This window comes from Thauera phenolivorans (assembly GCF_001696715.1).
Lineage (GTDB): Bacteria > Pseudomonadota > Gammaproteobacteria > Burkholderiales > Rhodocyclaceae > Thauera > Thauera phenolivorans.
The window spans coordinates 566894-591351 of sequence record NZ_MBFM01000001.1 but is presented as its reverse complement, the minus strand read 5'-3'; the positions used below and the strand labels follow the sequence as shown (position 1 = coordinate 591351).

Annotated in this window: 22 protein-coding genes; 4 read left to right on the top strand and 18 right to left on the bottom strand. The window is 69.9% G+C overall.

What is annotated here, in order from left to right; all coding sequences use genetic code 11:
• Positions 1 to 308 (bottom strand): AMP-binding protein (locus BB334_RS17920; RefSeq protein ID WP_158014344.1); only part of this gene is annotated, 308 nt, incomplete at its 3' end.
• A gap of 223 nt (positions 309 to 531) precedes the next feature.
• Here BB334_RS17920 and BB334_RS02780 point away from each other — a divergent pair.
• Both BB334_RS02780 and BB334_RS02775 read left to right on the top strand, forming a co-directional pair.
• Positions 532 to 2181 carry a PAS domain-containing sensor histidine kinase gene (locus tag BB334_RS02780; RefSeq protein WP_232756630.1) on the top strand — a complete coding sequence of 550 codons (1650 nt, stop codon included), beginning with the start codon at positions 532 to 534 and terminating at the stop codon, positions 2179 to 2181.
• On the top strand, positions 2162 to 2878 hold the full coding sequence (locus BB334_RS02775) for a response regulator transcription factor (protein WP_068804075.1): 717 nt from the start codon (positions 2162 to 2164) through the stop codon (positions 2876 to 2878). The genes BB334_RS02780 and BB334_RS02775 overlap by 20 nt, the downstream gene beginning before the upstream one ends.
• Before the next feature lie 7 nt (positions 2879 to 2885).
• Here the strand turns inward: BB334_RS02775 and BB334_RS02770 are convergent, their stop codons facing one another.
• From BB334_RS02770 to BB334_RS02735, 8 genes are all read right to left on the bottom strand, one after another.
• Positions 2886 to 3137, bottom strand: coding sequence for a ferrous iron transport protein A (locus BB334_RS02770; RefSeq protein ID WP_068804073.1), 252 nt, complete (start codon positions 3135 to 3137; stop codon positions 2886 to 2888).
• An 8-nt stretch (positions 3138 to 3145) separates the two neighbouring features.
• The gene (feoB, locus tag BB334_RS02765) at positions 3146 to 5107 is read right to left on the bottom strand and encodes a ferrous iron transport protein B (RefSeq protein ID WP_068804071.1); all 1962 of its coding nucleotides are present in this window, start codon (positions 5105 to 5107) and stop codon (positions 3146 to 3148) included.
• Between the two features lie 112 nt (positions 5108 to 5219).
• Positions 5220 to 5903 (bottom strand): Fe2+-dependent dioxygenase, encoded by a 684-nt coding sequence (locus BB334_RS02760; protein ID WP_068804070.1) that lies wholly within the window; start codon positions 5901 to 5903, stop codon positions 5220 to 5222.
• A complete protein-coding gene (locus BB334_RS02755; RefSeq protein ID WP_068804068.1) occupies positions 5897 to 7033 on the bottom strand; it encodes an alpha-hydroxy acid oxidase in 1137 nt (378 codons plus the stop codon). The genes BB334_RS02760 and BB334_RS02755 overlap by 7 nt, the downstream gene beginning before the upstream one ends.
• Before the next feature lie 61 nt (positions 7034 to 7094).
• Positions 7095 to 9389 carry a TonB-dependent receptor gene (locus BB334_RS02750; RefSeq protein WP_068804060.1) on the bottom strand — a complete coding sequence of 765 codons (2295 nt, stop codon included), beginning with the start codon at positions 9387 to 9389 and terminating at the stop codon, positions 7095 to 7097.
• Positions 9390 to 9749: 360 nt separating this feature from the next.
• Positions 9750 to 11165, bottom strand: coding sequence for an efflux transporter outer membrane subunit (locus BB334_RS02745; RefSeq protein ID WP_068804058.1), 1416 nt, complete (start codon positions 11163 to 11165; stop codon positions 9750 to 9752).
• 4 nt (positions 11166 to 11169) lie between these two features.
• A complete protein-coding gene (locus tag BB334_RS02740; protein ID WP_068804056.1) occupies positions 11170 to 13143 on the bottom strand; it encodes a MacB family efflux pump subunit in 1974 nt (657 codons plus the stop codon).
• Positions 13140 to 14390, bottom strand: coding sequence for an efflux RND transporter periplasmic adaptor subunit (locus tag BB334_RS02735; protein WP_068804054.1), 1251 nt, complete (start codon positions 14388 to 14390; stop codon positions 13140 to 13142). Before BB334_RS02735 ends, BB334_RS02740 begins: the two co-directional genes overlap by 4 nt.
• A 246-nt stretch (positions 14391 to 14636) precedes the next feature.
• Here BB334_RS02735 and BB334_RS02730 point away from each other — a divergent pair, with 246 nt between their 5' ends.
• Together BB334_RS02730 and BB334_RS02725 are read left to right on the top strand one after the other, a co-directional pair.
• A complete protein-coding gene (locus tag BB334_RS02730; protein WP_068804052.1) occupies positions 14637 to 15632 on the top strand; it encodes a cytochrome-c peroxidase in 996 nt (331 codons plus the stop codon).
• A 71-nt stretch (positions 15633 to 15703) separates the two neighbouring features.
• Positions 15704 to 16099, top strand: coding sequence for a Fur family transcriptional regulator (locus BB334_RS02725; RefSeq protein WP_068804050.1), 396 nt, complete (start codon positions 15704 to 15706; stop codon positions 16097 to 16099).
• 28 nt (positions 16100 to 16127) lie between these two features.
• On the opposite strand, the gene BB334_RS02720 is transcribed toward BB334_RS02725, so the two are convergent.
• From BB334_RS02720 to BB334_RS02680, 9 genes are all read right to left on the bottom strand, one after another.
• Positions 16128 to 16559: an ExbD/TolR family protein gene (locus tag BB334_RS02720; RefSeq protein WP_068804048.1), complete on the bottom strand. Its 432-nt coding sequence runs from the start codon at positions 16557 to 16559 to the stop codon at positions 16128 to 16130.
• Positions 16559 to 17320: a MotA/TolQ/ExbB proton channel family protein gene (locus BB334_RS02715; protein ID WP_068804046.1), complete on the bottom strand. Its 762-nt coding sequence runs from the start codon at positions 17318 to 17320 to the stop codon at positions 16559 to 16561. The genes BB334_RS02720 and BB334_RS02715 overlap by 1 nt, the downstream gene beginning before the upstream one ends.
• Positions 17321 to 17322: 2 nt before the next feature.
• A complete protein-coding gene (locus tag BB334_RS02710; protein WP_068804044.1) occupies positions 17323 to 18093 on the bottom strand; it encodes an energy transducer TonB in 771 nt (256 codons plus the stop codon).
• Between the two features lie 190 nt (positions 18094 to 18283).
• Complete coding sequence (locus BB334_RS02705) at positions 18284 to 18520, bottom strand: bacterioferritin-associated ferredoxin (RefSeq protein WP_068804042.1); 237 nt, start codon at positions 18518 to 18520, stop codon at positions 18284 to 18286.
• A 49-nt stretch (positions 18521 to 18569) separates the two neighbouring features.
• The gene (locus BB334_RS02700; RefSeq protein ID WP_232756639.1) at positions 18570 to 18779 is read right to left on the bottom strand and encodes a hemin uptake protein HemP; all 210 of its coding nucleotides are present in this window, start codon (positions 18777 to 18779) and stop codon (positions 18570 to 18572) included.
• Between the two features lie 71 nt (positions 18780 to 18850).
• Positions 18851 to 19294, bottom strand: a complete 444-nt coding sequence (locus BB334_RS02695; RefSeq protein WP_068804038.1) for a hypothetical protein — start codon at positions 19292 to 19294, stop codon at positions 18851 to 18853.
• On the bottom strand, positions 19281 to 20474 hold the full coding sequence (locus BB334_RS02690) for a hypothetical protein (protein WP_068804036.1): 1194 nt from the start codon (positions 20472 to 20474) through the stop codon (positions 19281 to 19283). The genes BB334_RS02695 and BB334_RS02690 overlap by 14 nt, the downstream gene beginning before the upstream one ends.
• Entirely contained in the window at positions 20471 to 22918 is a 2448-nt protein-coding gene (locus BB334_RS02685; protein WP_068804034.1) for an EAL domain-containing protein, read from the bottom strand. Before BB334_RS02685 ends, BB334_RS02690 begins: the two co-directional genes overlap by 4 nt.
• Before the next feature lie 127 nt (positions 22919 to 23045).
• Positions 23046 to 24428: a malonyl-CoA decarboxylase gene (locus BB334_RS02680; protein WP_068804032.1), complete on the bottom strand. Its 1383-nt coding sequence runs from the start codon at positions 24426 to 24428 to the stop codon at positions 23046 to 23048.
• Between the last annotated feature and the right edge of the window lie 30 nt (positions 24429 to 24458).

Here is a 24458-nt window from a genome sequence, read left to right as displayed (position 1 = left end):
CGGGTGTTGAGCGTGTTCAGCACCGCGCCGGTCATCGGCACGCCGAAGTGGGCCTCGACCATCGCCGGAACGTTGGGCAGCATCACCGCCACGGTGTCGCCGCGCTCGATGCCTTGCGCGACGAGCGCGCTCGCGAGACGGCGGCAGCGGTCGTAGGTCTCGCTCCAGGTGAAGCGGCGCACGCCGTGGATCACGCTGGTGCGCGTCGGGTACACCATCGCGGTGCGCTCGATGAAGCTCAGCGGCGACAGCGGCACGTAGTTGGCGGCGTTCTTGCCGAGGCCTTGTTCGTAGATTGTGGTCGTCATCCGTGCAACTCCTGGTGGAAATCTCTGTGATCGACGGGGCGCGGCCGGCGCACGCCTTCGTGCCCGCCCGCCTTGCCAACCCGGCAAGGTTCGCAAAAAAGCTTGTCTGGAATTTCGTCGGAATGTACTGAATCTTGTCGGGCGCTCACGTCGCCGGCACGGACCTCTAGAATTGTTCGCCGCGAACCCGGCCGTTGCCGGGCGCAGGAGGGAGCGGAAGCCGATGGCGGGAACGCTGGATTCGTCCGGCATGGACAGCGAAGGCCGCGAGCGGGCGGCGGCGGGCGACTGCGCGGAGTACGTCGAGATGACCGCCGCGCTGCGCCACAGCGAGGCGCGGCTGCGCCAGATCACCGACGCCCTGCCGGCGCGCATCGCTTATTTCGACGGCGACTGGGTGTTCCGCTACGGCAACCGACGCTATGCGGAATGGTTCGACACCACGAGCGCCGCGATGGCGGGCCGTGCGATCCGCGAGGTGATCGGCGAGAAGCTGTTCGCCGAGGTGGAGCCGCACGTGCGGCGTGCCCTGGCGGGGGAGGAGGTCAGCTACGAGTACGCGGTGGAGACGCCCGACGGCGCCGTCGTACATGCGCGCAGCACCCTGGTTCCCGACCTCGATGCCGACGGCCGGGTGCAGGGCTGCTTCGTCCATGCGGTCGACATCACCGAGCAGCGGCGCGCCTACCGAGCGCTCGCCCAGGCGCAGAAGATGGAGGCGATCGGCCAGCTCGCCGGCGGCCTCGCGCACGACTTCAACAACATGCTCGCGGTGGTAATCGGCAACCTCGAGGGCCTGCAGGAAACGCTCGGCGCCCATCCGGCGGTCGACGAGTTCGTCCGTCCCGCGCTCGACGCCGCCACCGGCGGCACCGAACTGATCCGGCGCCTGCTCGCCTTCGCGCGCCAGCAGCCGATCGCGCCCCGCCCGGTGGAGGTCAACGAGCTCGTGCTCGGCATGGCGCGCATGATCCGGCGCTCGATCCCGGCGGCGATCGCGATCGCCACCGCCTCGCGTGCGCCCGACCTGCTTGCCCTGACCGACCCGCACCAGCTCGAGAATGCGCTGCTGAACCTGGTGTTCAACGCGCGTGATGCGATGCCCAATGGCGGCGAGCTGCGCATCGAGTGCTCGCTCGAGCACCTCGGCGCGGCGAGTGCGGCCGAGCTCGACCTCGCCGCCGGCGACTATGTGCAGATCGCGGTGTGCGACAACGGTGCCGGCATGGATTCCGCCACCCTGGCGAGGGTGTTCGAACCTTTCTTCACCACCAAGAAGTTCGGCCGCGGCAGCGGCCTCGGCCTCGCCATGGTGTACGGCTTCCTCAAGCAGAGCGGCGGCGGGGTTCGCATCCGGAGCCGGCAGGCCGTGGGCACCACGGTGGCGATGCTGCTGCCCCGCCTGAGCGCGCCGGCGCGGGCGGACGAGGGGGCGGGCGAGCCGGTCGGCGCAGGCGCTGCCGGCCAGGCGCTGGCCGGGCGGCTGGTGCTGCTGGTGGAGGACGACGACAAGGTCCGCGACGTGGTGCGAAAGCAGCTCGCAGCGCTGGGTTGTGCGGTGCTCGAGGCGGAAAGTGGCCACGAGGCGGCCGACATGGTCGAGAATATCCCCCAGATCGCACTGGTGCTGTCCGACATCGTCATGCCCGGCGGCATGGACGGGCGCGCGCTGGCACGCTTCGTCCGCCGCTTCCGGCCCGAGCTGCCGCTGGTGCTGATGACCGGCTATGCCGAGGAGGCGGCTGGCGGCCGGGAGGATGCGTCGGTGCCGGTGCTCGACAAGCCCTTCGGCCACGACCGCCTGGTCGAGGTGCTGACGGCGGCGCTGGGCGAATGGCGAACGAGGGGGATGGATGGGGGACAGGCCCGCTGAACTGATTCATGTGGTCGAGGACGATCCGGGCATGGCGCGGCTGATCGCGGCGACCCTGGAACGCTTCGGCTACCGGCAGGCGGTTTTCTCGAGCGGCGGCGAATTCCTGCGCCAGCTGCGGCTGCAGCCGCCCGACCTCGCGATCCTCGACCTCGGCCTGCCCGACATGGATGGTATCGAGCTGCTGCAGCAGGTGCGCGCACGCCACCGCTTCGGCCTGCTCATCGTCAGCGGGCGCACCGACACCCACGACCGCGTCCTGGGGCTGGAGCTCGGCGCCGACGACTACCTGCTCAAGCCCTTCGAGCCGCGCGAATTGATCGCGCGCATGCGCAGCATCCTGCGCCGCTACCAGCCGCCGCCGCCGGGCCCGGACAGCGGGGCGCCGCGGGTGGCGAGCTTCGCGGGCTGGCGCTTCGAGCTCGCCACCCACCGCCTGATCGCCCCCGACGGCAGCGAGGACACGCTCGGCGTGGCCGAGGCGCGGCTGCTCACCGCGCTGCTCGAGCGGCCCAACCAGATCCTTTCGCGCGAGCAACTGCTCAACGGCATGGACGTCAGCGCGCTCGACCGCAGCATCGATCTGCGCGTCTCCCGCCTGCGCCGGCGCTTCGAGCACGGCGAGTGCAACGGCAAGTTCATCAAGACGGTGTACGGCGCCGGCTACCTGCTCGCGACCACGGTGAGCTGGGGCTGATCCCGCCTCAGCCGGCTACGACCCAGATGTGGCGGGCGACCTCGTGTTCGAGCGCGAGCTCCACGTGGTCGCACAGGATCACCGTCATCGGCTGCTGCTGCAGGACCTTCACCGGGTGCGGCGCCGACAGGCCGTAGGCGTGCAGCTGCTCGCGCTGCAGCGGGTCGATCTCGTCGCCGAATTCGGCGATGTGCACCATGCGCCCGACCGGGGTGCCGGTGAGGCGGATGCGTTCATGCGGATGGGGCGCGGCGTTCATCGGGGACCTCAGGCGAACAGGCGCAGCAGGTGGTTGAGCAGGCCGCCGACGAGGAAGGCGGTGGGCACGATCAGCGCCACCATGGCGGCGGCGGTGCGCAGGCCCTGCTCCTTGACGATCATCATCAGGCTGGCGATACACGGAATGAACAGGGTCAGCGTGACCATGCCGACCACCGCCTGGATCATGTCGAGCTGGTCCTGCAGCGCGAACAGCCCGCTGGCGCCGAAGTCGCGGCGCAGGAAGCCCATCACGAAGGCGGCGCTCGCCTCCGGCGGCAGGCCGAGCCAGCCCGACACCAGCGGCTTGCCGGCCTCGATGATCCAGGGCAGCACGCCGGTGCGGTCCATCACGAACATGAGCAGGGTGCCGACGAGAAAGATCGGGATCACCTCGATCAGGTACCACTTCAGCCGGCCGCCGGTCTTCTTCAGCACGTTGCCGAGCACCGGTCGGCGCATCGGCGGCAGCTCGGTGACCAGCGGGACCCGCCGGCCGGGGACCACCTTGCTCGCGAGCCAGCCGGTGGCGAGCAGCACGCCGACCATGCTCACCACCCAGATCAGGGTGGCAGCGAAGGAGATGCCGCCGAGCATGCCGAGCACGACCCCGAGCTGGGCCGAGCAGGGAATCGCCAGCGCCATCAGGAAGGTGGTGATCAGGCGCTCGCGCGGGGTGTGCAGGATGCGGGTGGTGAGCGTCGCCATGGTGACGCAGCCGAGGCCGAGCACCATCGGCAGCACCGCGCGGCCGTTGAGACCGATTGCCGCGAACAGGCGGTTGGCGATCACCGACAGGCGGGCGAAGTAGCCCGAATCCTCGAGCACGCCGAAGGCGATGAAGAAGGTGGTGACGATCGGCAGGATCAATGCCAGGGCGTAGGTCATGCCCATCGTCCACAGGCCGTATTCGCCCACCAGCAGGTCGGCGAGCCAGGGTGGCGAGACGTGGGTGTTTACGAAGCCGCTGACCGCCGGGTTGAGCACAGCGCCGAACAGGTCTTCCTCGAGCAGGCCGACCAGCACGCCGGCGCCGAAGTCGCCGACGAAGAGATAGACGAGGTAGAGCACGCCGAGCAGCATCGGCCAGCCCCACAGCGGATGAACCGCGAGGCGGGCGGCGAACTGGGACAGGGTGCGGTCGTGCAGCTCCGCCTGGTGGCTGACGGTGCGCGCGAGCGCCTCGGCGGCGCCGCTGCGCTCGCGCGCGAGCCGGGCCGGTACCGAGTCGCGGCCGACCGCGGCGGTGAGCTCGACCAGCGCCTCGCGCACCGCGTCGCCGCCGGCCTGACGCGCGAGCCAGGCCTCGACCTCGGGGTCGCGTCCGATCAGCAGGATCGCCAGCCCGCGAGCGGCCAGGCGCGGATGCGGGCAGTGGGTGGCGATCGCGGTGGCGACGCGCGCGATCGCGCGCTCGAGGACCGGGTCGTACTGCAGCAGCGGTGCAGGCAGGGCGGCGCGGGCGAGCGCGTCGGTGAGCGCGCCGACGCCCTCGCCGCCGGTGGCGACCGTCTCCACTACCGGCACGCCGAGCGCTTCGGCGAGGCGCGTGCCGTCCACGCTGACGCCGCGCGCCTTCGCCTCGTCGCACATGTTGAGCGCCATCACCATCGGCACCCCAAGCTCGGCCAGCAGCGCGCTCAGATTGAGGGTGCGGCGCAGGTTCTTGGCGTCACCGACCTGGATGATCAGCCGCATGTCCTCTTCGAGCAGCGCACGCACGGTGGCGCGCTCGTCGTCGCTGCGCGACGGCAGGGCGAGTACGCCCGGGGTGTCGAGCAGCGAGGCCTCGCGATCGAAGCGCGGCGCGGCGCGCGCCACCTCCACCGTGGTGCCGGGATAGTTCGACACGGTCACATAGGTGCCGGTGAGGCGGTGGAAGAGCACCGACTTGCCGACGTTGGGGTGACCGACCAGGGCCAGCGTGCACAATGGGACGGGGGCGGGGGCGAGCGGGGCAGCGTGGGCCATGGTTTCGGATGCGGGTGAGGTCGGTCTTGTCGGGAATGATAATGGATCGCATTAAAGGGATTCCTGATCCATCTCAAGTCTCGTGCTCGTGTCCGGCCCGCAGCGAGGGGCGCTACGGTCGGGTCCAGCGGCGCAGCAGGTTGTGATACACGCCGGTCAGGCGCAGCAGGTCGGGGTCGTCCGCGCGTCCCGCCGCGCTCAGCCCCTGGATCGACTGATCGAGGTCGTAGAGCAGGGTGCGGGCGCCATCGTCCTGCACCAGGCTCTGGATCCAGAAGAAGCTGGCGATGCGGGCGCCGCGGGTGACCGGCGTGACCCGGTGCAGGCTGGTCGAAGGGTAGAGCACCATGTCGCCCGCCGCGAGCTTCACCGACTGCACGCCGAACGGGCCTTCGATCTGCAGCTCGCCGCCATCGTACTCCTCGGGCTCGGCAAGGAAGAGCGTCGCCGAGACGTCGGTGCGGAGGGTGATGTCGGTGCCCGGCACCGCCATCAGCGCGCTATCGACGTGAGCGCCATAGCTGCCGCCGCCGCGGTAGCAGTTGAACTTGGGTGGGTAGATGCGCTGGGGCAGGGCGGCGGAGATGAACTCAGGGTGGCTGCCGAGCGTTCGCAGAATGTGGTGACCAAGGCTCACGCCGACTTCGGACCCGTCGGCCAGCTGCAGATTGCGCTTGATGCCGGCGGCCAGCGTGCCGGCGGTCGTCCGCCCGTCTTCCCATTCCGCGTGGTCGAGGTGTCGGCGGAACTGGCGAACTTCGTCCCCGCTGAGGACGTTCTGAATCGAGATCAGCATGGCGACTCCAGGGAGGCGGGAAAGGCGACGGCGTCGGCGTCGATGTCGGCGAGGGTGGCGCAGCCGGCCAGCGCCATGCACAGCTCCAGCTCCTCGCGCAGCAGCTTGAGCATGTGGGCGACGCCGAGTGCGCCGGCCACCGCCAGCGCATAGGCCTGCAGACGGCCGACCAGAACGGCGTCGGCGCCGAGCGCGAGCGCGCGGAACACGTCGGTGCCGGAGCGGATGCCGCTGTCGAGCAGCAACGGGTAATCGGCGCCGACCGCGCCGCGGATGTGCGGCAGCGCGGCCAGGCTGGCGGGGACGCCGTCGAGGCCGCGGCCGCCGTGGTTGGACACGATCAGGCCGGCCACGCCGCGCGCCTTGAGCGCACCCGCGTCGTCGGCGCGCAGCACGCCCTTCACCAGCACCGGCAGCCGGGTCTGCGCGAGCAGCCAGTCGAGGTCTGCCCGGGTCGGCGCCTCGCGCATCAGGCCCTGGAAGATCCGGCTCTGCTCCGGCGCGAGGCTGACCTGGCCGGGGCGGGGGTGGGCGCGGAGATTGGCCGGTGCGAGGTCGGGCGGCAGGCGGAAGCCCGCGCGCAGGGCGCGCCGGCTCGGGCTCTGTACCGCGGCGTCGAGGGTGACGACGAGCGCCGCATACCCCGCGGCTTCCGCCCGGCGCACGAGGTCGAGGGTGGCTGCGCGCAGCGGCTGGAAGTAGAGCTGGAACCAGTTCTCGCCGCGGTTGTGGCGCGCGATCTCTTCCAGCGCAAAGGCGGACAGCGTGCTCGCCACCAGGCAGGTGTCGGTGGCCTGCGCGGCGCGCGCGGTGTCGAGCTCGCCGTGCGGATGGGCCAGGGTCTGGAAGGCGAGCGGCGCGAGCAGGATCGGGTGGCGCAGGCTGCGGCCGAAGAGCTCGACCCGGGTGTGGCCGGCGGTTACGTCGCGCAGCAGGCGGGGCAGGATGCGGACGGAGGCGAAGGCGCTGAGGTTGGCGCGCAGCGTGGCCTCGTCACCGCTGCCGCCGGCGATGTAGGCGTGTGCCCCGGGCGCGATGAAACGGGGCGCGAGGGCCTCGTAGTCCTGCGCGCACAGGATGTCGGGCGGGATGCGATCGAGCGGCGAAGACGGCGGTTCTATTGGCGTCATGAGAATCGAAGCGGGGAGGGCGCCGGACATGCGCGTCCGGCGCCCTCCCGCGAGGTCGGGCTCAGAAGTTGTAGTCGAGGGTCAGGCGCACGTTGCGGGCGTCGCCGATGTAGGCGAAGGCGCCCGAGCGGTAGGCCGCGGTGTAGTAGTCCTCGTCGGTGAGGTTGCCGATGTTCAGGCGCGCGGTCAGGTCCTTGCTGACGCGATAGCTCGCGAACAGGTCATAGACGGTGTAGGCGGGCACCTTGAGGTCGGTCGCCGCGGCCGACTCCGGCTCGCCCGAGTACTTCTCGCTCGAGTGGGTGAGGCCGCCGCCGAAGGTGAATTTCGGCGTGAGCTCGTAGCTCAGCAGCAGCGAGGCGGTCTTCTCGGGGAAGTTGCTCAGGCCCTTGCCGACGTTGTCGGGATCCTGCGACTCGCGGATCTCGGAGTTCATCACCGCCACGCCGGCCTGCACCATCAGCTTGTCGGTGAGCTTGCCGCTCAGGCCGAGCTCGGCGCCTTCGACCCGGTATTCGCCGGTGTTGATGCTGCCGATGCTCGAGTAGGCGTCGTCGGTGGCGTTCTCCATGACGTCGGTCTTGACGGTGCGGAACACCGCGCCGCTGGCGAGCAGGCGGCCGTCCATCAGGTTCCACTTGGTGCCGAGCTCGAAGTTCTGCGACTTCTCCGGCTTGCTGTTGGCGAACATGCGCAGCCGCTCCTCGGCGGTGGTGCCGCTCGGCACGCAGATGCCGCCGTAGCCGCAGCTGGCACCGACGTCGGACTCGCCGCCGTTGAAGTCGCTCGCGGTGCTGTAGTTGAAGTAGACGTTGGCGTCGGGGCGGAACGTGTAGCTGATCCCGGCGTGGCCGTTCCACAGGCCGTCCTCGAGCGCGTAGTCGAGCGCGCCGGCGCTGCGGTCGATGACCGTGTTGTCGTACTCGAAGCGGTCGTAGCGCAGGCCGCCGAAAACGCTCCACTCGTCGTTCAGGTCGACCGTGTCCATCGCCGACAGCGACACCGTCTTCACCTTCCAGTCGGTGTCCCAGTCGCCCTTGCTGAAGCTGCGGTTCATCATGCGGCCGATGTCCGGCACGACCTGACGGCCGTCGACGATCGGGCAGTGGCCCGGCTGCGGACCGCCGCGGCCGTTCGCCACGCAGTTGGTGGGCGAGTTCGCCCGGTAGTCGTAGACGCCGTTCTTCACGCTGTGGTCGGAATACTCGAGGCCGAACACGAACTGGTGCTTCATGCCGGCGATCCGCTTGTCGAGGTAGAGGTTCAGCGCGTTGGCGAAGTAGTCGACATCCTGCCAGCCCTGATGGGTGCTGAGCGAAGTGCCGCGGTAGCCGGTGGTCAGGTAGCCGTTCTCGGTGGTGCCGTAGCGGGTCAGGTTCTCGAGGCGGAGGTCGGCACTGAACTGGTAGCCGAGGCGTAGCGTCCAGGTGTCGATCTTCGACTCGAGGAAGTCCTCGGCCTGCAGATAGACCGGTACGTCCTTGACGACCCTGCCGGTGCTGCGGTCGATGTAGGCGCCCATGTCCGGCTTGTCCTCCGCCTGGGCGAAGTAGTAGTCGGCGGTGACGTCGAGCTTGTCGGTCGGCTTCCACAGCAGGGACACCGCCGCGCCCTCGCGGTCGCGATCGGCGGGGCCGCGATCGGGCACTTCCTGGTAGGCGTCGAGCAGGTTGACCCGCACAGCCAGGGTGTCGGTGAGGACACGGTTGCCGTCGAAGGTGTAGCGGCGGTAGTCATCGCTGCCGAAGCCGGCCGAGAGCCTGGCGAAGTCGAGGTCGGTGGTGGCCTGCTTGGTCACCGAGTTGACCGCGCCGCCGGTGGCGCCGCGGCCGGCGAAGGTCGAGCTCGGGCCCTTGGTGATCTCCACCTGCTCGGTGGCGAAGCTCTCGCGCACCGTCATGCCGGGGTCGCGCAGGCCATCGACGAAGACGTCGCTGCGTGCCTCCTGGCCGCGGATGACGTAGCGGTCGCCGAAGGCGTTGCCGTTCTCGCCGGTGCCCAGGGTGATGCCCGGCTGCGCCTGCAGGATATCGCGCAGGTCGCTGCGGCCGCTGTCCTCGAGCTGCTTGGCGGTGATTACCTGGATGGTCTGCGGCGTCTCGGCGAGCGGCTTGACGTGCCGCTTGTCGCCCGAGGTCCTGGCCTTGTAGGGCACGCCGGGTTCGGCGTTGGGGTTGGGGTCGATCACCGTGTCGACCACCTCGACCGCCGTCATCTCGGTCTGCTCCTCGGCGCCGAGCGCACCGGCGGGGGCCAGCATGGCGGTGGACAGGCCGAGCGCGAGGCCGGTGCGGGTGAGGGCGGGGCGGCGGCGGAGCGTGGCGGGCTGCTTCACGTTGGGCTTGTTCAGCGACATCTGATTGTTTTCCTGAGCACGGGTTGGCGGTCACGAAGGGTGTGGCCGGCCCCGGCCCGGAGCTTCGCGGCGGCGTTCCACGCTCGCCGCGAGGGCGGGCGCGCGTGCGGATCTCCGGGTCAAGCAGGGCTGGCTTGGCTGGCTGATCCGCACGCGGCGGAGTGGCTGGCTGGGTGGGTGTTGCGAGCGCGGGTCGCGCGCCGACGCGCCTTCAGGTGGGCGCGGTGCCACGCGATCTGCATCTGCAGACGGACGGGATTGTCACAGAGGATTTGATGAATGTCAATGCAACTGCGAACAGTTCGCATTCGCAATCTTGCATTCATGCCACGCCGCGCGAGCGAGCGTGGCCACCAAGCCTCAGCTCGAGGGCGGGACGCCGGCCTCGGCCGGCGTCCATCCGCCGCCGAGTGCCTTGTACAGGTCGACCGCGTCGGTCAGCCGCGCCAGGCGCAGCAGGGCGAGTTGTTCCTCGGCGGAGAACAGGGTGCGCTGGGCGTCGAGCACCGCGAGCAGATCGTCGGCCCCTTCGCGGTAGCGCAGCTCGGCGAGGCGCAGGCTGCGCTCGGCCTCGGCGATGATCGCGTGCTGGGCCGCCTCGCGGTTGGCGTCGCGCGAGGTGTTGCCGAGGGCGTCCTCCACCTCCTTGAGGGCGGCGAGAACGATGCGTCGATGGTCTTCGAGCAGCGCGCGCTGACGCGAACGCTCGATCGCGACCTGGGAGCGCAGGCGGCCGCCGTCGAAGATGCGCTGCAGCAGCGCGGCGGACAGCGACAGGCTTTCGGTGGGGTCGGCGAGCGAGAGCAGGGCGCCGCTCGCGACCCCGCCGGTGGCCGACAGGTTCAGCGACGGCAGCAGTGCGGCGCGCGCCGCGGCCACGTCGGCGGCGGCGGCGGCGAGCCCGGCCTCGCTGGCGGCGATGTCCGGCCGGCGCAGCAGGAGCTGCGAGGGCAGGCCGGGGGAGACCGCGGGCACGGCCAGTTCGACGAGCCGCTCGTCGGCTGCGGCCAGCGTCTGCGGCGCGCGGCCGAGCAGGATCGCGAGCGCCGAGCGCGTCTGCCGCTCCTGGACCTCGAGCGGCTCGATCGCGGCGCGCTGGGCGAGCACCTCGGTCCGCTGGCGGCTGACGTCGAGCGCCGAGGCGGCGCCGTGCCGGTAACGGGCTTCGGCGACGCGAAGCACGCGCTCGGCGATCTCGAGGTTGCGGCGGGCGATCGTCAGCCGCTCCTCCAGGGCGAGGATCTGGAACCAGCTGGTGGCGACGCCGGCGGCCAGGCTGAGGCGGGCGGCGTCGTGGTCGAAGCGGGTGGCGGCGAGGCTGGCCTCGGCGCTGTCGACCGTGGCTGCGATGCGGCCCCACAGGTCGAGCTCGTAGCCGGCCGACAGGTTGAGCGCGGTCGACTCCGAGCCGTCGCCGTCCACACGCCGGCTGGCGCTGCTGCCGCCGAGCTCGAGGGTGGGGAAGAGCGAGGCGCCTACGCTGCGCAGCGCCAGTTCGGCCTGCACCACGCGTTCGGCCTGGCTGCGCAGGTCGGGGCTGGCGGCGACCGCCTCGCGGATCAGCGCGTCCAGCCGCGGCGAGGCGAAGGACTGCCACCACGCGGGGTCGATGTCCGCGGCCGGGGCGTCGGTGGCGGCGGTCTCATGCCAGTTCACCGGCAGGTCGAGCGCGGGTTTCCGCACCGGTTCGCCGATCGCGCAGCCGGCGAGCAGCAGCGCGGCGAACAGGCCTGAAATCGGGGCGGAGAGCGAGGGGCGCGTGCGAGACGGGGTCATGGATTCACTCCGAAGCGAGGGCGGTCACCGGGTCGAGGCGGGCGGCCTTGCGCGCGGGCAGGTAGCCGAACACGAGGCCGGTGGCGAAGGCGCAGCCGAAGGCGAGCAGCACCGGCGCGACCGAGTACTCGATCGCGGTGCCGAACCAGGCGATCAGCGCGGCGCTGCCCAAGCCGGCGGCGACGCCGATGAGGCCGCCGACCGCCGATACCACCAGGGCCTCGATCAGGAACTGCTGGAGGATGTTGCGGGTGCGTGCGCCGGTCGCCATGCGGATGCCGATCTCGCGGGTGCGTTCGGTGACCGACACCAGCATGATGTTCATGACGCCGATGCCGCCCACCAGCAGCGAGATCGCCGCTACCGTGCCGAGCAGCACGGTGAGCGTGTTCTGGGTTTCGGAGACGGTGTCGAGCACCGAGGCCATGTTGCGGATCTGGAAGTCCTCGACGCCGTGGCGTGCAAGCAGCAGGCTCTGCACCGCGGCCTGGGTGTCGTCGATCGCGCCGACGTCATCGACCGCGACGGTGGCGTTGCGCAGGAAGCGCTGGCCGGTGATGCGCAGGCTGCCGGTGGTGTAGGGGACGAAGACGATGTCGTCCTGGTCCTGGCCCCAGGGCGTGGCGCCCTTGGGCGTCATCGTGCCGGTGACCTGGAAGGGGATGTTGTTGACCAGGATGAACTGGCCCACGGCGTCGCCGGTGGGGAAGAGCGCGTCGGCTACGGTCTGGCCGAGCACCGCCACCGTGGCGTAGCGCGCCTCGTCCTCGACGGAGAAGAAGGTGCCGCTGGCGACCTCCCAGCTGCGCGCGAGCACATAGTCGGCGGAGGTGCCGTTGACGCTGGTGCGGTGGTCGGTGTTGCCGAAACGCACGGTGATCGTGCCGCCCTGCTCGGGCACCGAGGCGAGCACGTTGGGCAACTCGGCGATTGCGCGCACGTCCTCGATCACCAGGGTCGCGGGGGCGTCGCGGCCGCGGGTGTTGGGCGCACCGGGGCGGACCGTGAGCAGGTTGGTGCCCATCGCGCTGATCTGGTCGATCACCTTCTGCTTGGCGCCGTCGCCGATCGCCAGCATCGCGATTACCGAGGCGACGCCGATGACGATGCCGAGCAGGGTCAGGATCGAGCGGAACAGGTTGGCGCGTATTGCGCGCAGCGCGGTGCGGGTGGCCTCCGTCAGGTCCGACATCGGTGAGGTGCGATCGACATGGGGGCTGAAATCGGGCTCCGGATTGACCGGCGGCTGCGGGCCGGGGTCGCCGACGACGCGGCCGTCGCGGATCTCGATCAGCCGGTGCGCCATCTCGGCGACCTCGCGCTCGTGGGTGATCAGGATCACCGTGTGGCCGTCTTCCGAGAGCCGGCGCAGCAGCTTCATGACCTCCTCGCCGCTGCGGCTGTCGAGCGCGCCGGTGGGTTCGTCGGCGAGGATGATGCGCCCGCCGTTCATCAGCGCGCGCGCGATCGACACCCGCTGCTGCTGTCCGCCGGAGAGCTGGTTGGGGCGGTGGTGGGTGCGCTCGCCGAGGCCGAGCGTCGTGAGCAGGGCTTCGGCGCGCGCGTGGCGCTCCTCGCGCGGCATGCCCGAGTAGATCGCCGGCACCTCGACGTTCTCGCGCGCGGTCGCGCCGCCGATCAGGTTGTAGCTCTGGAACACGAAGCCGAAGGCCTCGCGGCGCAGGCGAGCGAGCTCATCCCGGTCGAAGCCGGCGACGTCCTCGCCCATGAAGCGGTAGCTGCCGCTGCTGGCGCGGTCGAGGCAGCCGATGATGTTCATCAGGGTCGACTTGCCCGAGCCCGAGGCGCCCATGATGGCGACGAACTCGCCCGCGTAGATGGTGAGGTCGATGCCGTGCAGGACGCGCGTCTCGACCTCGCCATTGACGAAGGTGCGGGTGATGCCGGCGAGTTCGATCAGCGGCTGGCGGGCGGCGGCTGACGTCGCGGCGGGCAGCGGGAGGCGTTCGGCCTTCACAGGCGGGGCGTCCTGCCAGCCGCGCCACCGGCGCCGTTGGCGGCGCGCGCCAGGCCGGCGACGACCTGATCGCCTTCGGCAAGCCCCGAGCGGATTTCCGCCTGCACCCGGTTGGCGACGCCGATCTCGACCGCGCGCTCCTCGAGCGCGCCCCTGGCGCCGACCACCCTGACCGTGCCGCGGCGGACGGCGGGACGGGACTCGTCGGCGGGCGTCGCCGACACCGCCCGTGCCGCGGCCTGCGCGCCGCGGGCGCGCGGCGCGCCCTGCGCGAGCGCCGCCATCGGCACCACCAGCGCGTTCTCGGCCTGGGCGACGACGAAGAAGACCTGGGCGGTCATCTGCGTCATCAGTCGGCCGTCCGGGTTGGGGACGTCGAACAGCGCGTTGTAGAGCACGACGTTGTTGGTCACCGTCGGCGTGGGCTCGATCTTCTCGAGCTTGCCGCGCCAGCGCTCGCTGCCCCCACCGAGGGTGGTGAAGTAGGCTTCCATGCCGAGCCGCAGGCGGCCGACGTCGGCTTCCGAGACCTCGGTCTGCACCGTCATCGTGCTGAGATCGGCCACGCGCAGGATCACCGGTGCCTGCTGGTTGGTGTTGAGCGTCTGGCCCTGGCGGGCGGTGATCGACACCACCGTGCCGCTCATCGGCGACAGGATGTCGGCGTACTCGAGGTTGGCCTCGTCGGCACGCAGGGTGGATTCGATCTGCTCGATCTGGGCGCGCAGCGCCTCGAGCTGGGCCGCGGCCGACTTCTGCGTCGCTTCGGCGCTCTGCACGCTTTCCCTGGTGGTGGCGTCCTCGGCCATCAGCGCGGTCTGGCGGCGGAACTGGATGCGGGCGAGGGCGAGCTGGGCCTCGCGGTCCTTGAGCTGGGCGCGCAGGTTGCGCAGCTGCGCGCGCGATGCGTCCACCCGGGCGCGATAGACGGTGGGATCGATCTCGGCCAGCAGCTGGCCCTGCTCGACCTCGCTGCCGACCTCGACATGGATTCTCTCGAGCTGACCGGACACTTGGGCGCCGACATCGACGTAGTTGCGTGGCTGCAGGGTGCCGGTCGCGGTGACGACGTCCTCGATGTCGCCGCGGGCGACGGTGGCGAGCTGGTAGGCGGCGAGGCCGTCCTCGCGCTGCTGCATGGCGCGCCAGCCGGTCCAGACGAGGGCGGCGAGCACGCACAGGGCAGCGAGGCCGAGGAGGGGGCGTTTCCATCTTGGGGCGGGGCGGGGAGGCGATGCTGGCTTCATGTTGTCGGGTCGTGGTGAGGGGATTGGCGGGAGGACAGACAATGGATGCACTGTAAATGTTCGCTCCGGCGGCCTGTGTATCGATTTGCAGCGTCGGCGCGAGCTCCGCGGGTCGGGCCCGAAAGGCGCATTTGATGATCTGGATCAAGAAACGCGCCGTCGCGGGCGGGCTATCCTTTCGTGAAACATTTAGACACGGTCCAATCTGCCCATTCCGGGCGCATTTCGAGCAAGGAGAACGCCACCATGAAGATGAAGCTGCTGGGTATTGCGGTCGGACTCGCGGTCGCCGGGTCGGCCTGGGCGGCTGGCGTGCGTGACGAGCCGATCACCCCGATCCGTCCGCCGCAGAACATCAACATCGGCAAGGCCGAGCTGGGCAAGAAGCTCTACTTCGACCCGCGCCTGTCGAACTCCGGTTTCATCTCCTGCAACTCCTGCCACAATCTGTCGATGGGCGGCAGCGACAACCTTCCGACCTCGATCGGTGACAGATGGCAGCAAGGCTCGATCAACTCGCCGACCGTGCTCAACTCGAGCCTCAACGTCGCCCAGTTCTGGGACGGTCGCGCGGCCGACCTCAAGGAGCAGGCCGGCGGCCCGATCGCGAACCCGGCCGAGATGGGCTTCACCCACACCCTGGCGGTGGGGGTGATCGAGTCGATTCCAGCCTACGTGCGCGAATTCCGTCAGGTATTCGACAAGGACAAGATCGACATCGATCAGGTCACGGAGGCGATCGCCGAGTTCGAGAAGACCCTGGTGACGCCGAACTCGCGCTTCGACCAGTGGTTGCTCGGCAAGGGCGACGCGCTGAGCCCGACCGAGCTCGCCGGCTACGAGCTGTTCCGTGACAGCGGCTGCGTCGCCTGCCACAACGGCGAGGCCGCCGGCGGCAACTCCTTCCAGAAGATGGGCGTCGTCGAGCCCTACAAGGGCAACGAGGGCGTGGAGGGCCGTGCCGCGGTCACCGGCAACGACGCCGATCGCTTCAACTTCAAGGTGCCGACCCTGCGCAACGTGGAACTGACCTATCCCTACTTCCACGACGGCGCGGCGAACACCCTCACCGAGGCGGTCGACATCATGGGCCGCCTGCAGCTCGGCAGGAAGTTCACCGACGACGAGAACGCAAGGATCGTCGCCTTCCTGAAGACGCTGACCGGTGATCAGCCGCTCTTCCGGCTGCCCATCCTGCCGCCGTCGGCGGATGCGACGCCGCGTCCGAAGCCCTTCGACTGATGGGCTGTCGTCCTGGCCGGGCGCATTCGCGCCCGGCGCCATGCTCGCCCACGCCACGCGCGCCTGACTCCATGAACCCGCTGACGGAACGCCTGCGCGGCGCGGGCATTTCACCCACCCGGCAGCGCCGCGAGATCGCGCGCGCACTCCTTGCCCGGCCGGTACACATGACGGCCGAGCAGGTGCTGAACGCGGCGCGCGTGCGCGCGCCCGAGATTTCCCGCGCCACCGTCTATAACACTCTCGCCCTGTTCTGCGCGAAGGGGCTGCTGCGCGAACTCGCGGTGGACCGCGACCGAGTCGTGTACGACTCCGGCCTGCATCCTCACCATCATCTGATCGACATCGACAGCGGCGAGGTGCGCGATCTGCCCGCCGGGCCGTGGCCGGCGATCGACCCCGCCCAGCTGCCGCCCGGCTTCGAGCTCGCCGGTGTCGAGGTGATCGTCCGCGTGCGCCGGCGCTGACGTCCCGGCGCGCTGCGGTGTGCTCGGCTTACCGCGCGGCGGGCGAAGCCTGGGGCACGGTGATGAAGCCCATCTTCTCGATCCCGGCCTCGCGCGCGAGCGCCATCACCTCGGCCAGCTTCTGGTAACGGGTGTCGCGGTCGGCGCGCAGATGGAGTTCCGGCTGCGGCGTGGCCTCGGCGGCGCGCGCCAGCCGCTCGGGCAGGGCCGCGTCCTCGAGCGGCTGGTCGTTCCAGAACAGTCGTCCGCTGCCATCGAGCGCGAGGGTGACCGTCTCGGGCTTCTCCGTGGTCGGCTCGCTGCTTGCTTGCGGAAGGTCGATTTTCACCGAATGGGTCAGCAGCGGCGCGGTGATCATGAACACGATCAGCAGCACGAGCATTACGTCGATCAGCGGCACCATGTTGATGTCGCTCTGCGGCGGGCGGTTGTCGCCCTGGCTGAAGCCGCCGAATGCCATTACGCCGCTCCCCTGCCGGCGAGGCCGGGCTTGGCGGACGGTGCCTGGTTCGCAGGCTGGACGGCGGGCGCCGGTACGATGCGGGCGCCGGTCGAGAACCAGGCGTGCAGGTCGTGGGCGAAGGCGTCGAGTTCGGAGAGTTCGACCCGGTTGGCGCGGGTGACCGCGTTGTAGGCGAGCACCGCCGGGATGGCGACGAATAGGCCGAAGGCGGTCATGATCAGCGCCTCTCCCACCGGGCCTGCCACCTTGTCGAGGGTCGCCATGCCGGAGGCGCTGATGTTCACCAGGGCGTGATAGATGCCCCACACCGTGCCGAACAGGCCGACGAAGGGGGCGGTAGAGCCGATCGAGGCGAGCATCGTCATGCCCGCCTCGAGCTGGGCGGTCGACAGGGCGATCGACTTGCGCAGCGCGCGGGTCAGCACCTCGTCAGCGTCGAGCCGGCCACCGAGGGTTTCCTGGTGTTCGTGGCGGCGCACATGTTCGGCGGCGGCCGCGCCCTGGCGTGCAAGCGCCTCGAAGGGCGAATCGGGCGCCTGCTCATGCAGGCGGCGCAGGCCGTGGTCGAGGCTGGGCGCGGCCCAGAACGCCTCCACCGCCAGATCGAAGCGGCGCGCCTTCAGCTGGCGCAACCCGCGCAGCAGGATCAGGTACCAGCTGGTGACCGACATCAGCAGCAGGAGCGCGGCGACCGCGCGGATGACGAAATCCGATTGGGCCCACAGGTGGGCGAGGCCGAAGGCCTGGATGGAATTCATGTTCAGTTTCCCTGGAGTTTGAAGATGATCGGCACGAGCACGGTGGCCTCGACCGGCTGCTCGCCGCGGCGGGCGGGGACGAAGCGCCAGCGTGCGACCGCCTCGCGTGCGGCACGGTCCAGGCGCTCGCTGCCGGAGCTCTGGTCCACCTCGACCGTGCGTGCGCTGCCGTCGGCGGACACCCGCACCTTGAGCAGGACCTTGCCTTCCTCGCGCAGGCGGCGGGACAGCGGAGGATAAGCCGGCGCGGGGTTCCTGAGGTAGGCTGCATCGAAGCGGGCGGCGGTGACCGTGGGCCCGGCCGCGGCGGAGGCGCCCACCCGGTCCGGGGTGGGGGGCGGGGGCGCACCGGTGCTCGACGCGGGTGCGACTGGCGCCTCGCCCACGGGACTCGCCGGCGCGGGCTGGACGGCTGGAGCGGGCGGCGCGGGATCGGCGGGCGCCGGTTTGGGCGGCGCGGGCTTCGGCGGCGCGGGCTTCGGCGGCGCGGGCTTCGGCGGGGCGGGCTTCGGCGGCGCAGGCTTCGGCGGCGCGGGCTTCGGCGGCGCAGGCTTCGGCGGTTCGGGCGGCTGCGCCGCCGGCAGGGGGGCGGGGGTTTCCGGCGCGCCTGCCGCGAGCTGCGGCTCCGGTGCCTGTACCAATGCGACCTGGATCGGCACCACCTGGGGCGGCCTCTCCGTCTGTCGCGCGAGTTGGGCGAGCGCTGCGAAGCCGCCCAGATGGGCGGCCAGGACCAGCAGGCCGAGGCCCGCACGCGCCGGGGTGAGGCGCATCGGACTGCTGGCGTCGGCGCGCGGCGCCGGTCGAAGCACTGCCGAGCCAGGCAGGCTTACGCTGCCGGATGGAATGAACCGAACGTGCTGCAACGCGGGTCTCATCTCGTGGCGCCCGCGCGCGGCCGCAGGCCACGCCCCGCAGGCGAGGCGGTGCGGACGATCCCGGGGGCGGACCAGGGCGACTCGATCACGCGGCCTCCATCGCCGGCACAGCCGCGCACAGGCCGACCGCCGCCGCGGCAGGGGCAAGCGAGCTGCCGCCCCCGAGGGCGGCGTGCATGCACTCCCGCGCATGGCGGGCGCAACGGCCGCATTCGGCACCGACCCCGAGCTGCTCGCGCAGCTCGCGCAGACTGCACATGCCTTCGTCGACGGCTTGGCCGATGTGGCGTTCGGTTATCGCGTTGCAGACGCAAACGTACATGTTTCGCCCTCGAAACTGGATTCGTATTCTGCGGCCTCGAGGGCCGCCGTCATTTGGTCAGGATCAATTTCCCGGCGCGGGTCGCGCGCAGGACATAGATGACTCCGCGATGTTCGATGGCGACCGTATCCCTGCCGCCGAGCAGCATCGCGCTCGGGATCGCCGTTCCGAGTGTGGGCCGTGGCTCGCTTTCGGTGGCATGCGCTGCGCTGCCGCCGGGCTCGGCGCGGTGGGGCGGAGTCGTCACGGAAATCATCACTAGGAACAAGAACGATTCGCATTACAACACCGAGGCAGACCGAGGTCAATAGGATCGGCGCCCTGCATGGTTCAAGGGAGGCGAAGCAGGATGCGCAGGCGCGAGTCGATCTCGGCTTCGGGCAGATAGCCGATGGTGTTCGGTTCGGCCACGAGGATCTCGCGCGCTTCCTCGATGCCGCGCGCCTCGCGCGGCGGCAGCGCGCGGCCGGTGAAGACCTGGCGCGACCAGTAGGCGCGAATCTGAATGGGGTTCTTTCCGGTGAGTTGCTGGTAGAACGCATTGCGCACGGCGCCGATGGGAAGATCGAGCAGACTCACCGCCCGACCATTGTCGAGGGTCGTCCGCCGTCCGAGATAGAGCTGCTCGGCTTCGCTCCGGCTCAGGGTCTCCACCGGGCCTGCGGCGGCGGTCACCATCACCACCTGGGCGTTCACCGGCAGTGCCCCCGCCATCAGTGCGGCGAGCACCAGCAGTCGCAGCCAGGACGCCGGATTTTGCTCAGAAGGTGACATCGATCGATACGCTCAGCACGTTCACGGTGCGCCCGCGGACGAGGGCTGAAGTGGAAGTGTCGAAAGAGTAGAATGAGCCGCTGGCGCCGTCGGCGGTCTCTGCCCGCATGAGCTCGGCCTTGAGTGCTGCGTTGTCCGCGAAATCCCAGCGAACCCCGGCCGTCACGCTCCGTTGGGCGAGATTGCGCGAAGCGTTGAAGTATTCGACGGCCGCGCTGAGTTCGGACGCGGGGGGGATGTCCACGATCGCTTCATCCTGAATCTGGCGCGCGTACGTCAGGTACGGGATGACCGTGCCGAAACGACGCCCGGCCGTCAGGTACCAGCCGTGGGCGCTGTTGGCATTTTGCGAAACCTTGCGCCGCGCATATTCGCCGATCAGGAGCCAGCGCCCGTTATCCCACTGGAAGCCGGCGGATGCGAAGCGGGCACGGCCGTCGCTGCCGGACATCTGCTCGGCAAACGGCACCCCGCCTTCCGTGCGTCTCAGCGCGCCCTGGAGCCAGTCGTGGAGCGGGTCACTCCACTGCAGCTTCTGGTCGGCGCTGCTGTAGCCCGCGTGAATCGACAGATCGCCGCTCGACAGGGCCAGGTTCATGCCGATGATCCCTTTCAGGCGGCTTTCGCCGTCCTCGAAGACGTCGATCCGGCTGCTGCCGAAGTAGGGATGAACTTCGATGTCGACGTTCCGGATGCGAGTCCGGTAGAGCAGATCGACGCCGTCCAGATCGACGTAGGGGTTGAGGCCGTAGACCTCGATCGGCGACCGAATCCAGGGTTGCGCGTAGTTGATGTCGATCGTGTCCGAAAACATGAAGAAGGGCCCGCGCATCCGTCCGAGCCGAACGGTCAGTGCCGGATCGAGCTGGTAGCTGAAGAATGCGAGCGTCGGGCGCGGCATGTAGCTGCCGCGCGGGCTCTCGCGACTCAGGACCTGCAGCACCGCGGCCGCCTGCGGCGAGAAGCGCCAGTTTGCCTGGATGCCGAGCACCGAGTCGGGACCGAAGTCGGGATTCTGATCGCCGGGGTGATCGAAGCCGACGCGGCTGAAACGGGTGTCGTTGCGATCGGTGACCGCCACGCCGAGGGTGGCGAAGCCGGACAGGTCGAGCATGTCGGACTGCGTTGCGTGGACCTCGAGCGCCCAGAGGCTCATCAGCGCGAGCAGTAACGTCTTCATGAATGGACTTCCGTGACCTTGGTTTGGAGCCGACTCCACGCTCTCTCGCGCGGCATGGGGCGGGCGAACAGGTATCCCTGGCCGTAGTCGCAGCCGACCTCGCGAAGGATCCGGTGTTGCGCTTCGGTCTCGATGCACTCCGCCACCACCGTCATCCCCAGATCGTGGGCGAGCTGGATGCTGCGGCGGACGATGGCGCGCAGGCGCGGATCCTCGGTGATGGAATGGACGAAGGAGCCGTCGAGCTTGACCACGTCGCAGGGGATGGTGTGGAGATAGCTCAGGGTCGAGTAGCCGGTGCCGAAGTCGTCGATCAGTACGCTGCAGCCGGCGCTGCGCAGCGCCTGCAGCGTACGCGAGGCGGGGCCGTCGGGCTGCGTGAGCAGGCTTTCGGTCACCTCGAAGCGCAGGCACTTGCGCGAGACCTTGTTGCGGTCGATCACCTCCAGCAGCTCCTCGGCGAGGCGCGGCCGGGCGAGCTGGCGGGCGGACAGATTGACGCCGACCCGCAGCGCCGGCGCTGCGGGATGAAGGCTGAGGTGTTCGCGGATGTCGGTGCAGGCGGTCTCCAGCACCTGCATGCCGAGCTCGTGGATCAGGTCGAGGGTCTCGGCCAGCGGGACGAACTCGCTCGGCGGCATCATGCCGTGCACCGGGTGCGGCCAGCGGACCAGGGCCTCGAAACTGGTCGGCTGGCCATCGGCGAGGGCGACGATCGCCTGGTAGTGGACGGTCAGGCTGCGGGTACGGAGCGCCTCGCGCAGGTCGGCCTCGAGCTGCAGCGTACGCACCGCCTGGGTGTGCATCGAATCGTGGAAGAACTCGATCGCGCTGGTCGAGCTTCGACGCGCGCGGTGCAGGGCGTTGTCCGCATCGCGCAGCAGCGATTCCGGATCCTCGCGCTGCGGGTCGCTGACGACGACGCCGATGCGGCAGTGGAGGTCGAAGCTGCAGCCGGCGCCGGCGATGTCGATCCCCGGCAGCTCGACGAGGGACTCGGCGATGCGCAGCGCGTCGGTCGAATCGCCGATGCCGTTCAGCAGCAGGGCGAACTGGTCGCCGCCGACGCGTGCGGCGACGTCGCCCTCGCGCATCGAGTTGCTGATGTGGCGGGCCACCCGGCGCAGCAGTTCGTCGCCCACCGCGTGGCCGTAGCTGTCGTTGACCAGGCTGAAGCGTTCGATGTTGATCGCCAGCACGGCGAAGCGATACCTGCGGTCGCGGCGCTGCTGCCCGATCGCGCGCAGCGCGTGTTCGAGGAACATCGCGCGGTTGGGCAGGCCGGTGAGGCTGTCGTGCAGGGCGTCGTGCAGCAGCTGTTGCTCGGCCCGCTTGCGCAGGTCCACATCGCCGATCGAACCCGCCATCCGCACTGCGCGCGATCGCTCGTTGCGGCGAGCGACGCCGCGCGTCAGCACCCAGCGATAGCGGTGGTCGGGCAGGCGCACGCGGTGCTCGACCATGAACTGCGCACTCTCGCCCTTGAGGTGGGCGATCATGCGATCGCGGTAGTTCTCGATGTCGTCCGGGTGCATGTAGGCGAAGATCACGTCCGGACGCGACGGCAGGCTGCCGGGCGCGAGCCCGAGGATTTCGCAATAGCGATCCGAATAGTAGGCGCTGCCGCCCTCGATGTCCCAGTCCCACAGGCCGTCGTTGGCGCCGCCGATCGCGAGCGCATAGCGCTCCTCGCTCGCGCTCAGCCTGGAGGCCGTGTGCTGCAGTTCGGTGATGCGCTGCTGCAGGTTGGAGGCCATGATGTTGAAGTGGCGGGCGAGCACCGCGAGCTCGTCCTCGCCCTCGGCCGGCAGGCGGTGATCGAGGTGGCCCTCGGCGATCGCCTTGCTGCCGGCGAGCAGACGGCCGAGGTTGTGGGTGAGCAGGTAGCCGATCACCGACAGCAGCAGCGCGGTGAGCGCGATCTCGGAGAGCGCGATGATCGTGCCCTGCTCGACGATCGCCTGGCGGGCGGCGGCGAGCACCGAGACCGCGACCCCGAACTGGAGGAAGCCGACTTCGTTGCGCGGCAGCAGCAGCGGTTTGCGCACATGGATCAGCGGCTTGCCCAGCACGCCGTCGAGCGAGTCGGTCAGTTCGCCGGTGGGCGGCGGCAGCTGGCGCATTTCGGGCAGGCCGGCGCTGACCAGCAGGCGATCGTCCGGGCTCACCACGCGCACATAGATCAGCCCCTCGCCCGAGTCCGCCAGCAGTTCGCCGAGGACGTCCTGAAGCTCGCCATAGCGCTGCTGGTCGCCATAGGCGACCGCCATCGCGTGCAGCATGCTGGCGTTCTGCACGACGAGGGTGTCGAAGCTGGCCGAGGCGGCATTGTTCATCAGCCGCACGCTGTTGGCGAGCAGCAGGGTCAGCAACACCACCTGGACGACCGTGCTTGCCAGCAGCAGGCGGACGCGGATCGAAGAATGCCTAAAAGGTAGGCGCACACGTCTCTCCCTGGGAGATTTCCGAATCGGGCGATGCCCGACATGGGCAAGGTTAGACGATCGGCCATCCGTGTGCTGTGCAATATGTCCGTGCGCCGGCGAGGGGCGCCTCCCGCTCACCGGCCGGTCATTGGCGCGCCATGCGGCGCACCGCGGGCGAGGCGTCGACCCTGCCTTCGTCCTCGTAGGCCTCGAGGTTCTGCTCGATGCGGTCGGGATCGTAGAGGTAGTTGACCATGATGCCCCAGGACTGCGACAGGCCGCGCGCGGAGGTGTCCGCTAGCCAGTTCAGGCGTTCGACGCGGGCGCCGTTGCCGAGGTGGAAGCGGGCAACCGAATCCACCGGCCGGTCGTTGCGGCTCGCCTGGGTCAGGTAGTAGGCGGCCACGCGCAGGAGCGGGGCGCGGAGCGCGGTGGCGAGCGCCTCGTCCTCCATCCAGTCGCTGCTGCCCTCGAGCAGGCCGCGCAGCAGCGGGGACTCGGGGGCGTCGGCTCCGGCGGCCGCGAGGTGCTTCCAGTCGGCGTCGGTGATCGCGGCGGTGAGGGCCTCCGGGTTCTGCGCGGCCCAGCGCACCAGGCCCGGAATCGGCGACAGCGTGGCGAAGGTCCTGAGCTTGGGAAAGTCGCGCTTGAGGTCGTCGATCACGCGCTTGAGCAGGAAGTTGCCGAAGGACACCCCGCGCAGACCCTTCTGCGTCGCGCTGATCGAGTAGAAGATGGCCGTCGTGGACTTGGCCGCGTTCGCCAGCGGGGCATCGATGTCGAGTAGCCGCTGGACGTCGTCGGCAAGCTCCTCGACGAGCGCGACCTGCACGAAGATCAGCGGCTCGAGCGGCATCCGCGGGTGGAAGAACGCGTAGCAGCGACGGTCGGAGTCGAGCCGGTTCTTGAGGTCGGCCCAGGACCGGATCTCGTGCACCGCCTCGTATTCCACCAGCCGCTCGAGGAGGGCGGCAGGCGAATTCCACGTGATGCGCTGCAACTCGAGGAAGCCGACGTCGAACCAGGCGCTGAGCCTGGCCTCGAGCTCGCGGTCGAGCGGCTTCAGCAACGGATCCTCGGCGACGAAGCGCAGCAGGTCGGCGCGCAGGTCGACGAGGAACTTCACGCCCTGCGGGATCGCGTTGAACTGGGTCAGGATGCGCAGCCGGCGCGAGCGCATCGCCGCCCGCAGGCGGGCTTCCGCATCCCACTGGGTGTCGGTGCCGATCGCCGCCTGATAGTCCTCGTGCGCTGCGGCGACCGCTGCCGGATCGGGTCCGAACTCGAGGGCGATCATGCGCAGGAAGGCGTGCCGGCCGGCATCGTCCAGGCGCAGATAGGTTTCCGCGAGGCGGGCGGCGCGTTGCCGGGTCGATACCTCGCCGCCGCGGCCTTCCGCGCATTCCTGCAGCTGGCCGCGCACGCGCTCGATCTCGCGCTCGGTGGGCTCGCGCTTGCGCGTGGTCGCGTTCGCGACCATCTCGCGCATCTTCGAAAGGCTCCGTGAAACAAGGTCGCTGGCGGACATGGCATCTCACTCCCGATCGTCGTCGCCTGC

Excerpts from the sequence above, each read along its gene's own strand:
- BB334_RS02780 (WP_232756630.1), top strand. The coding sequence starts at position 532 with ATGGCGGGAACGCTGGATTCGTCCGGCATGGACAGCGAAGGCCGCGAG.
- BB334_RS02775 (WP_068804075.1), top strand. The coding sequence starts at position 2,162 with ATGGGGGACAGGCCCGCTGAACTGATTCATGTGGTCGAGGACGATCCG.
- BB334_RS02770 (WP_068804073.1), bottom strand. The coding sequence starts at position 3,137 with ATGAACGCCGCGCCCCATCCGCATGAACGCATCCGCCTCACCGGCACC.
- feoB (WP_068804071.1), bottom strand. The coding sequence starts at position 5,107 with ATGGCCCACGCTGCCCCGCTCGCCCCCGCCCCCGTCCCATTGTGCACG.
- BB334_RS02760 (WP_068804070.1), bottom strand. The coding sequence starts at position 5,903 with ATGCTGATCTCGATTCAGAACGTCCTCAGCGGGGACGAAGTTCGCCAG.
- BB334_RS02755 (WP_068804068.1), bottom strand. The coding sequence starts at position 7,033 with ATGACGCCAATAGAACCGCCGTCTTCGCCGCTCGATCGCATCCCGCCC.
- BB334_RS02750 (WP_068804060.1), bottom strand. The coding sequence starts at position 9,389 with ATGTCGCTGAACAAGCCCAACGTGAAGCAGCCCGCCACGCTCCGCCGC.
- BB334_RS02745 (WP_068804058.1), bottom strand. The coding sequence starts at position 11,165 with ATGACCCCGTCTCGCACGCGCCCCTCGCTCTCCGCCCCGATTTCAGGC.
- BB334_RS02735 (WP_068804054.1), bottom strand. The coding sequence starts at position 14,390 with ATGAAGCCAGCATCGCCTCCCCGCCCCGCCCCAAGATGGAAACGCCCC.
- BB334_RS02730 (WP_068804052.1), top strand. The coding sequence starts at position 14,637 with ATGAAGATGAAGCTGCTGGGTATTGCGGTCGGACTCGCGGTCGCCGGG.
- BB334_RS02725 (WP_068804050.1), top strand. The coding sequence starts at position 15,704 with ATGAACCCGCTGACGGAACGCCTGCGCGGCGCGGGCATTTCACCCACC.
- BB334_RS02720 (WP_068804048.1), bottom strand. The coding sequence starts at position 16,559 with ATGGCATTCGGCGGCTTCAGCCAGGGCGACAACCGCCCGCCGCAGAGC.
- BB334_RS02715 (WP_068804046.1), bottom strand. The coding sequence starts at position 17,320 with ATGAATTCCATCCAGGCCTTCGGCCTCGCCCACCTGTGGGCCCAATCG.
- BB334_RS02710 (WP_068804044.1), bottom strand. The coding sequence starts at position 18,093 with ATGCGCCTCACCCCGGCGCGTGCGGGCCTCGGCCTGCTGGTCCTGGCC.
- BB334_RS02705 (WP_068804042.1), bottom strand. The coding sequence starts at position 18,520 with ATGTACGTTTGCGTCTGCAACGCGATAACCGAACGCCACATCGGCCAA.
- BB334_RS02695 (WP_068804038.1), bottom strand. The coding sequence starts at position 19,294 with ATGTCACCTTCTGAGCAAAATCCGGCGTCCTGGCTGCGACTGCTGGTG.
- BB334_RS02690 (WP_068804036.1), bottom strand. The coding sequence starts at position 20,474 with ATGAAGACGTTACTGCTCGCGCTGATGAGCCTCTGGGCGCTCGAGGTC.
- BB334_RS02680 (WP_068804032.1), bottom strand. The coding sequence starts at position 24,428 with ATGTCCGCCAGCGACCTTGTTTCACGGAGCCTTTCGAAGATGCGCGAG.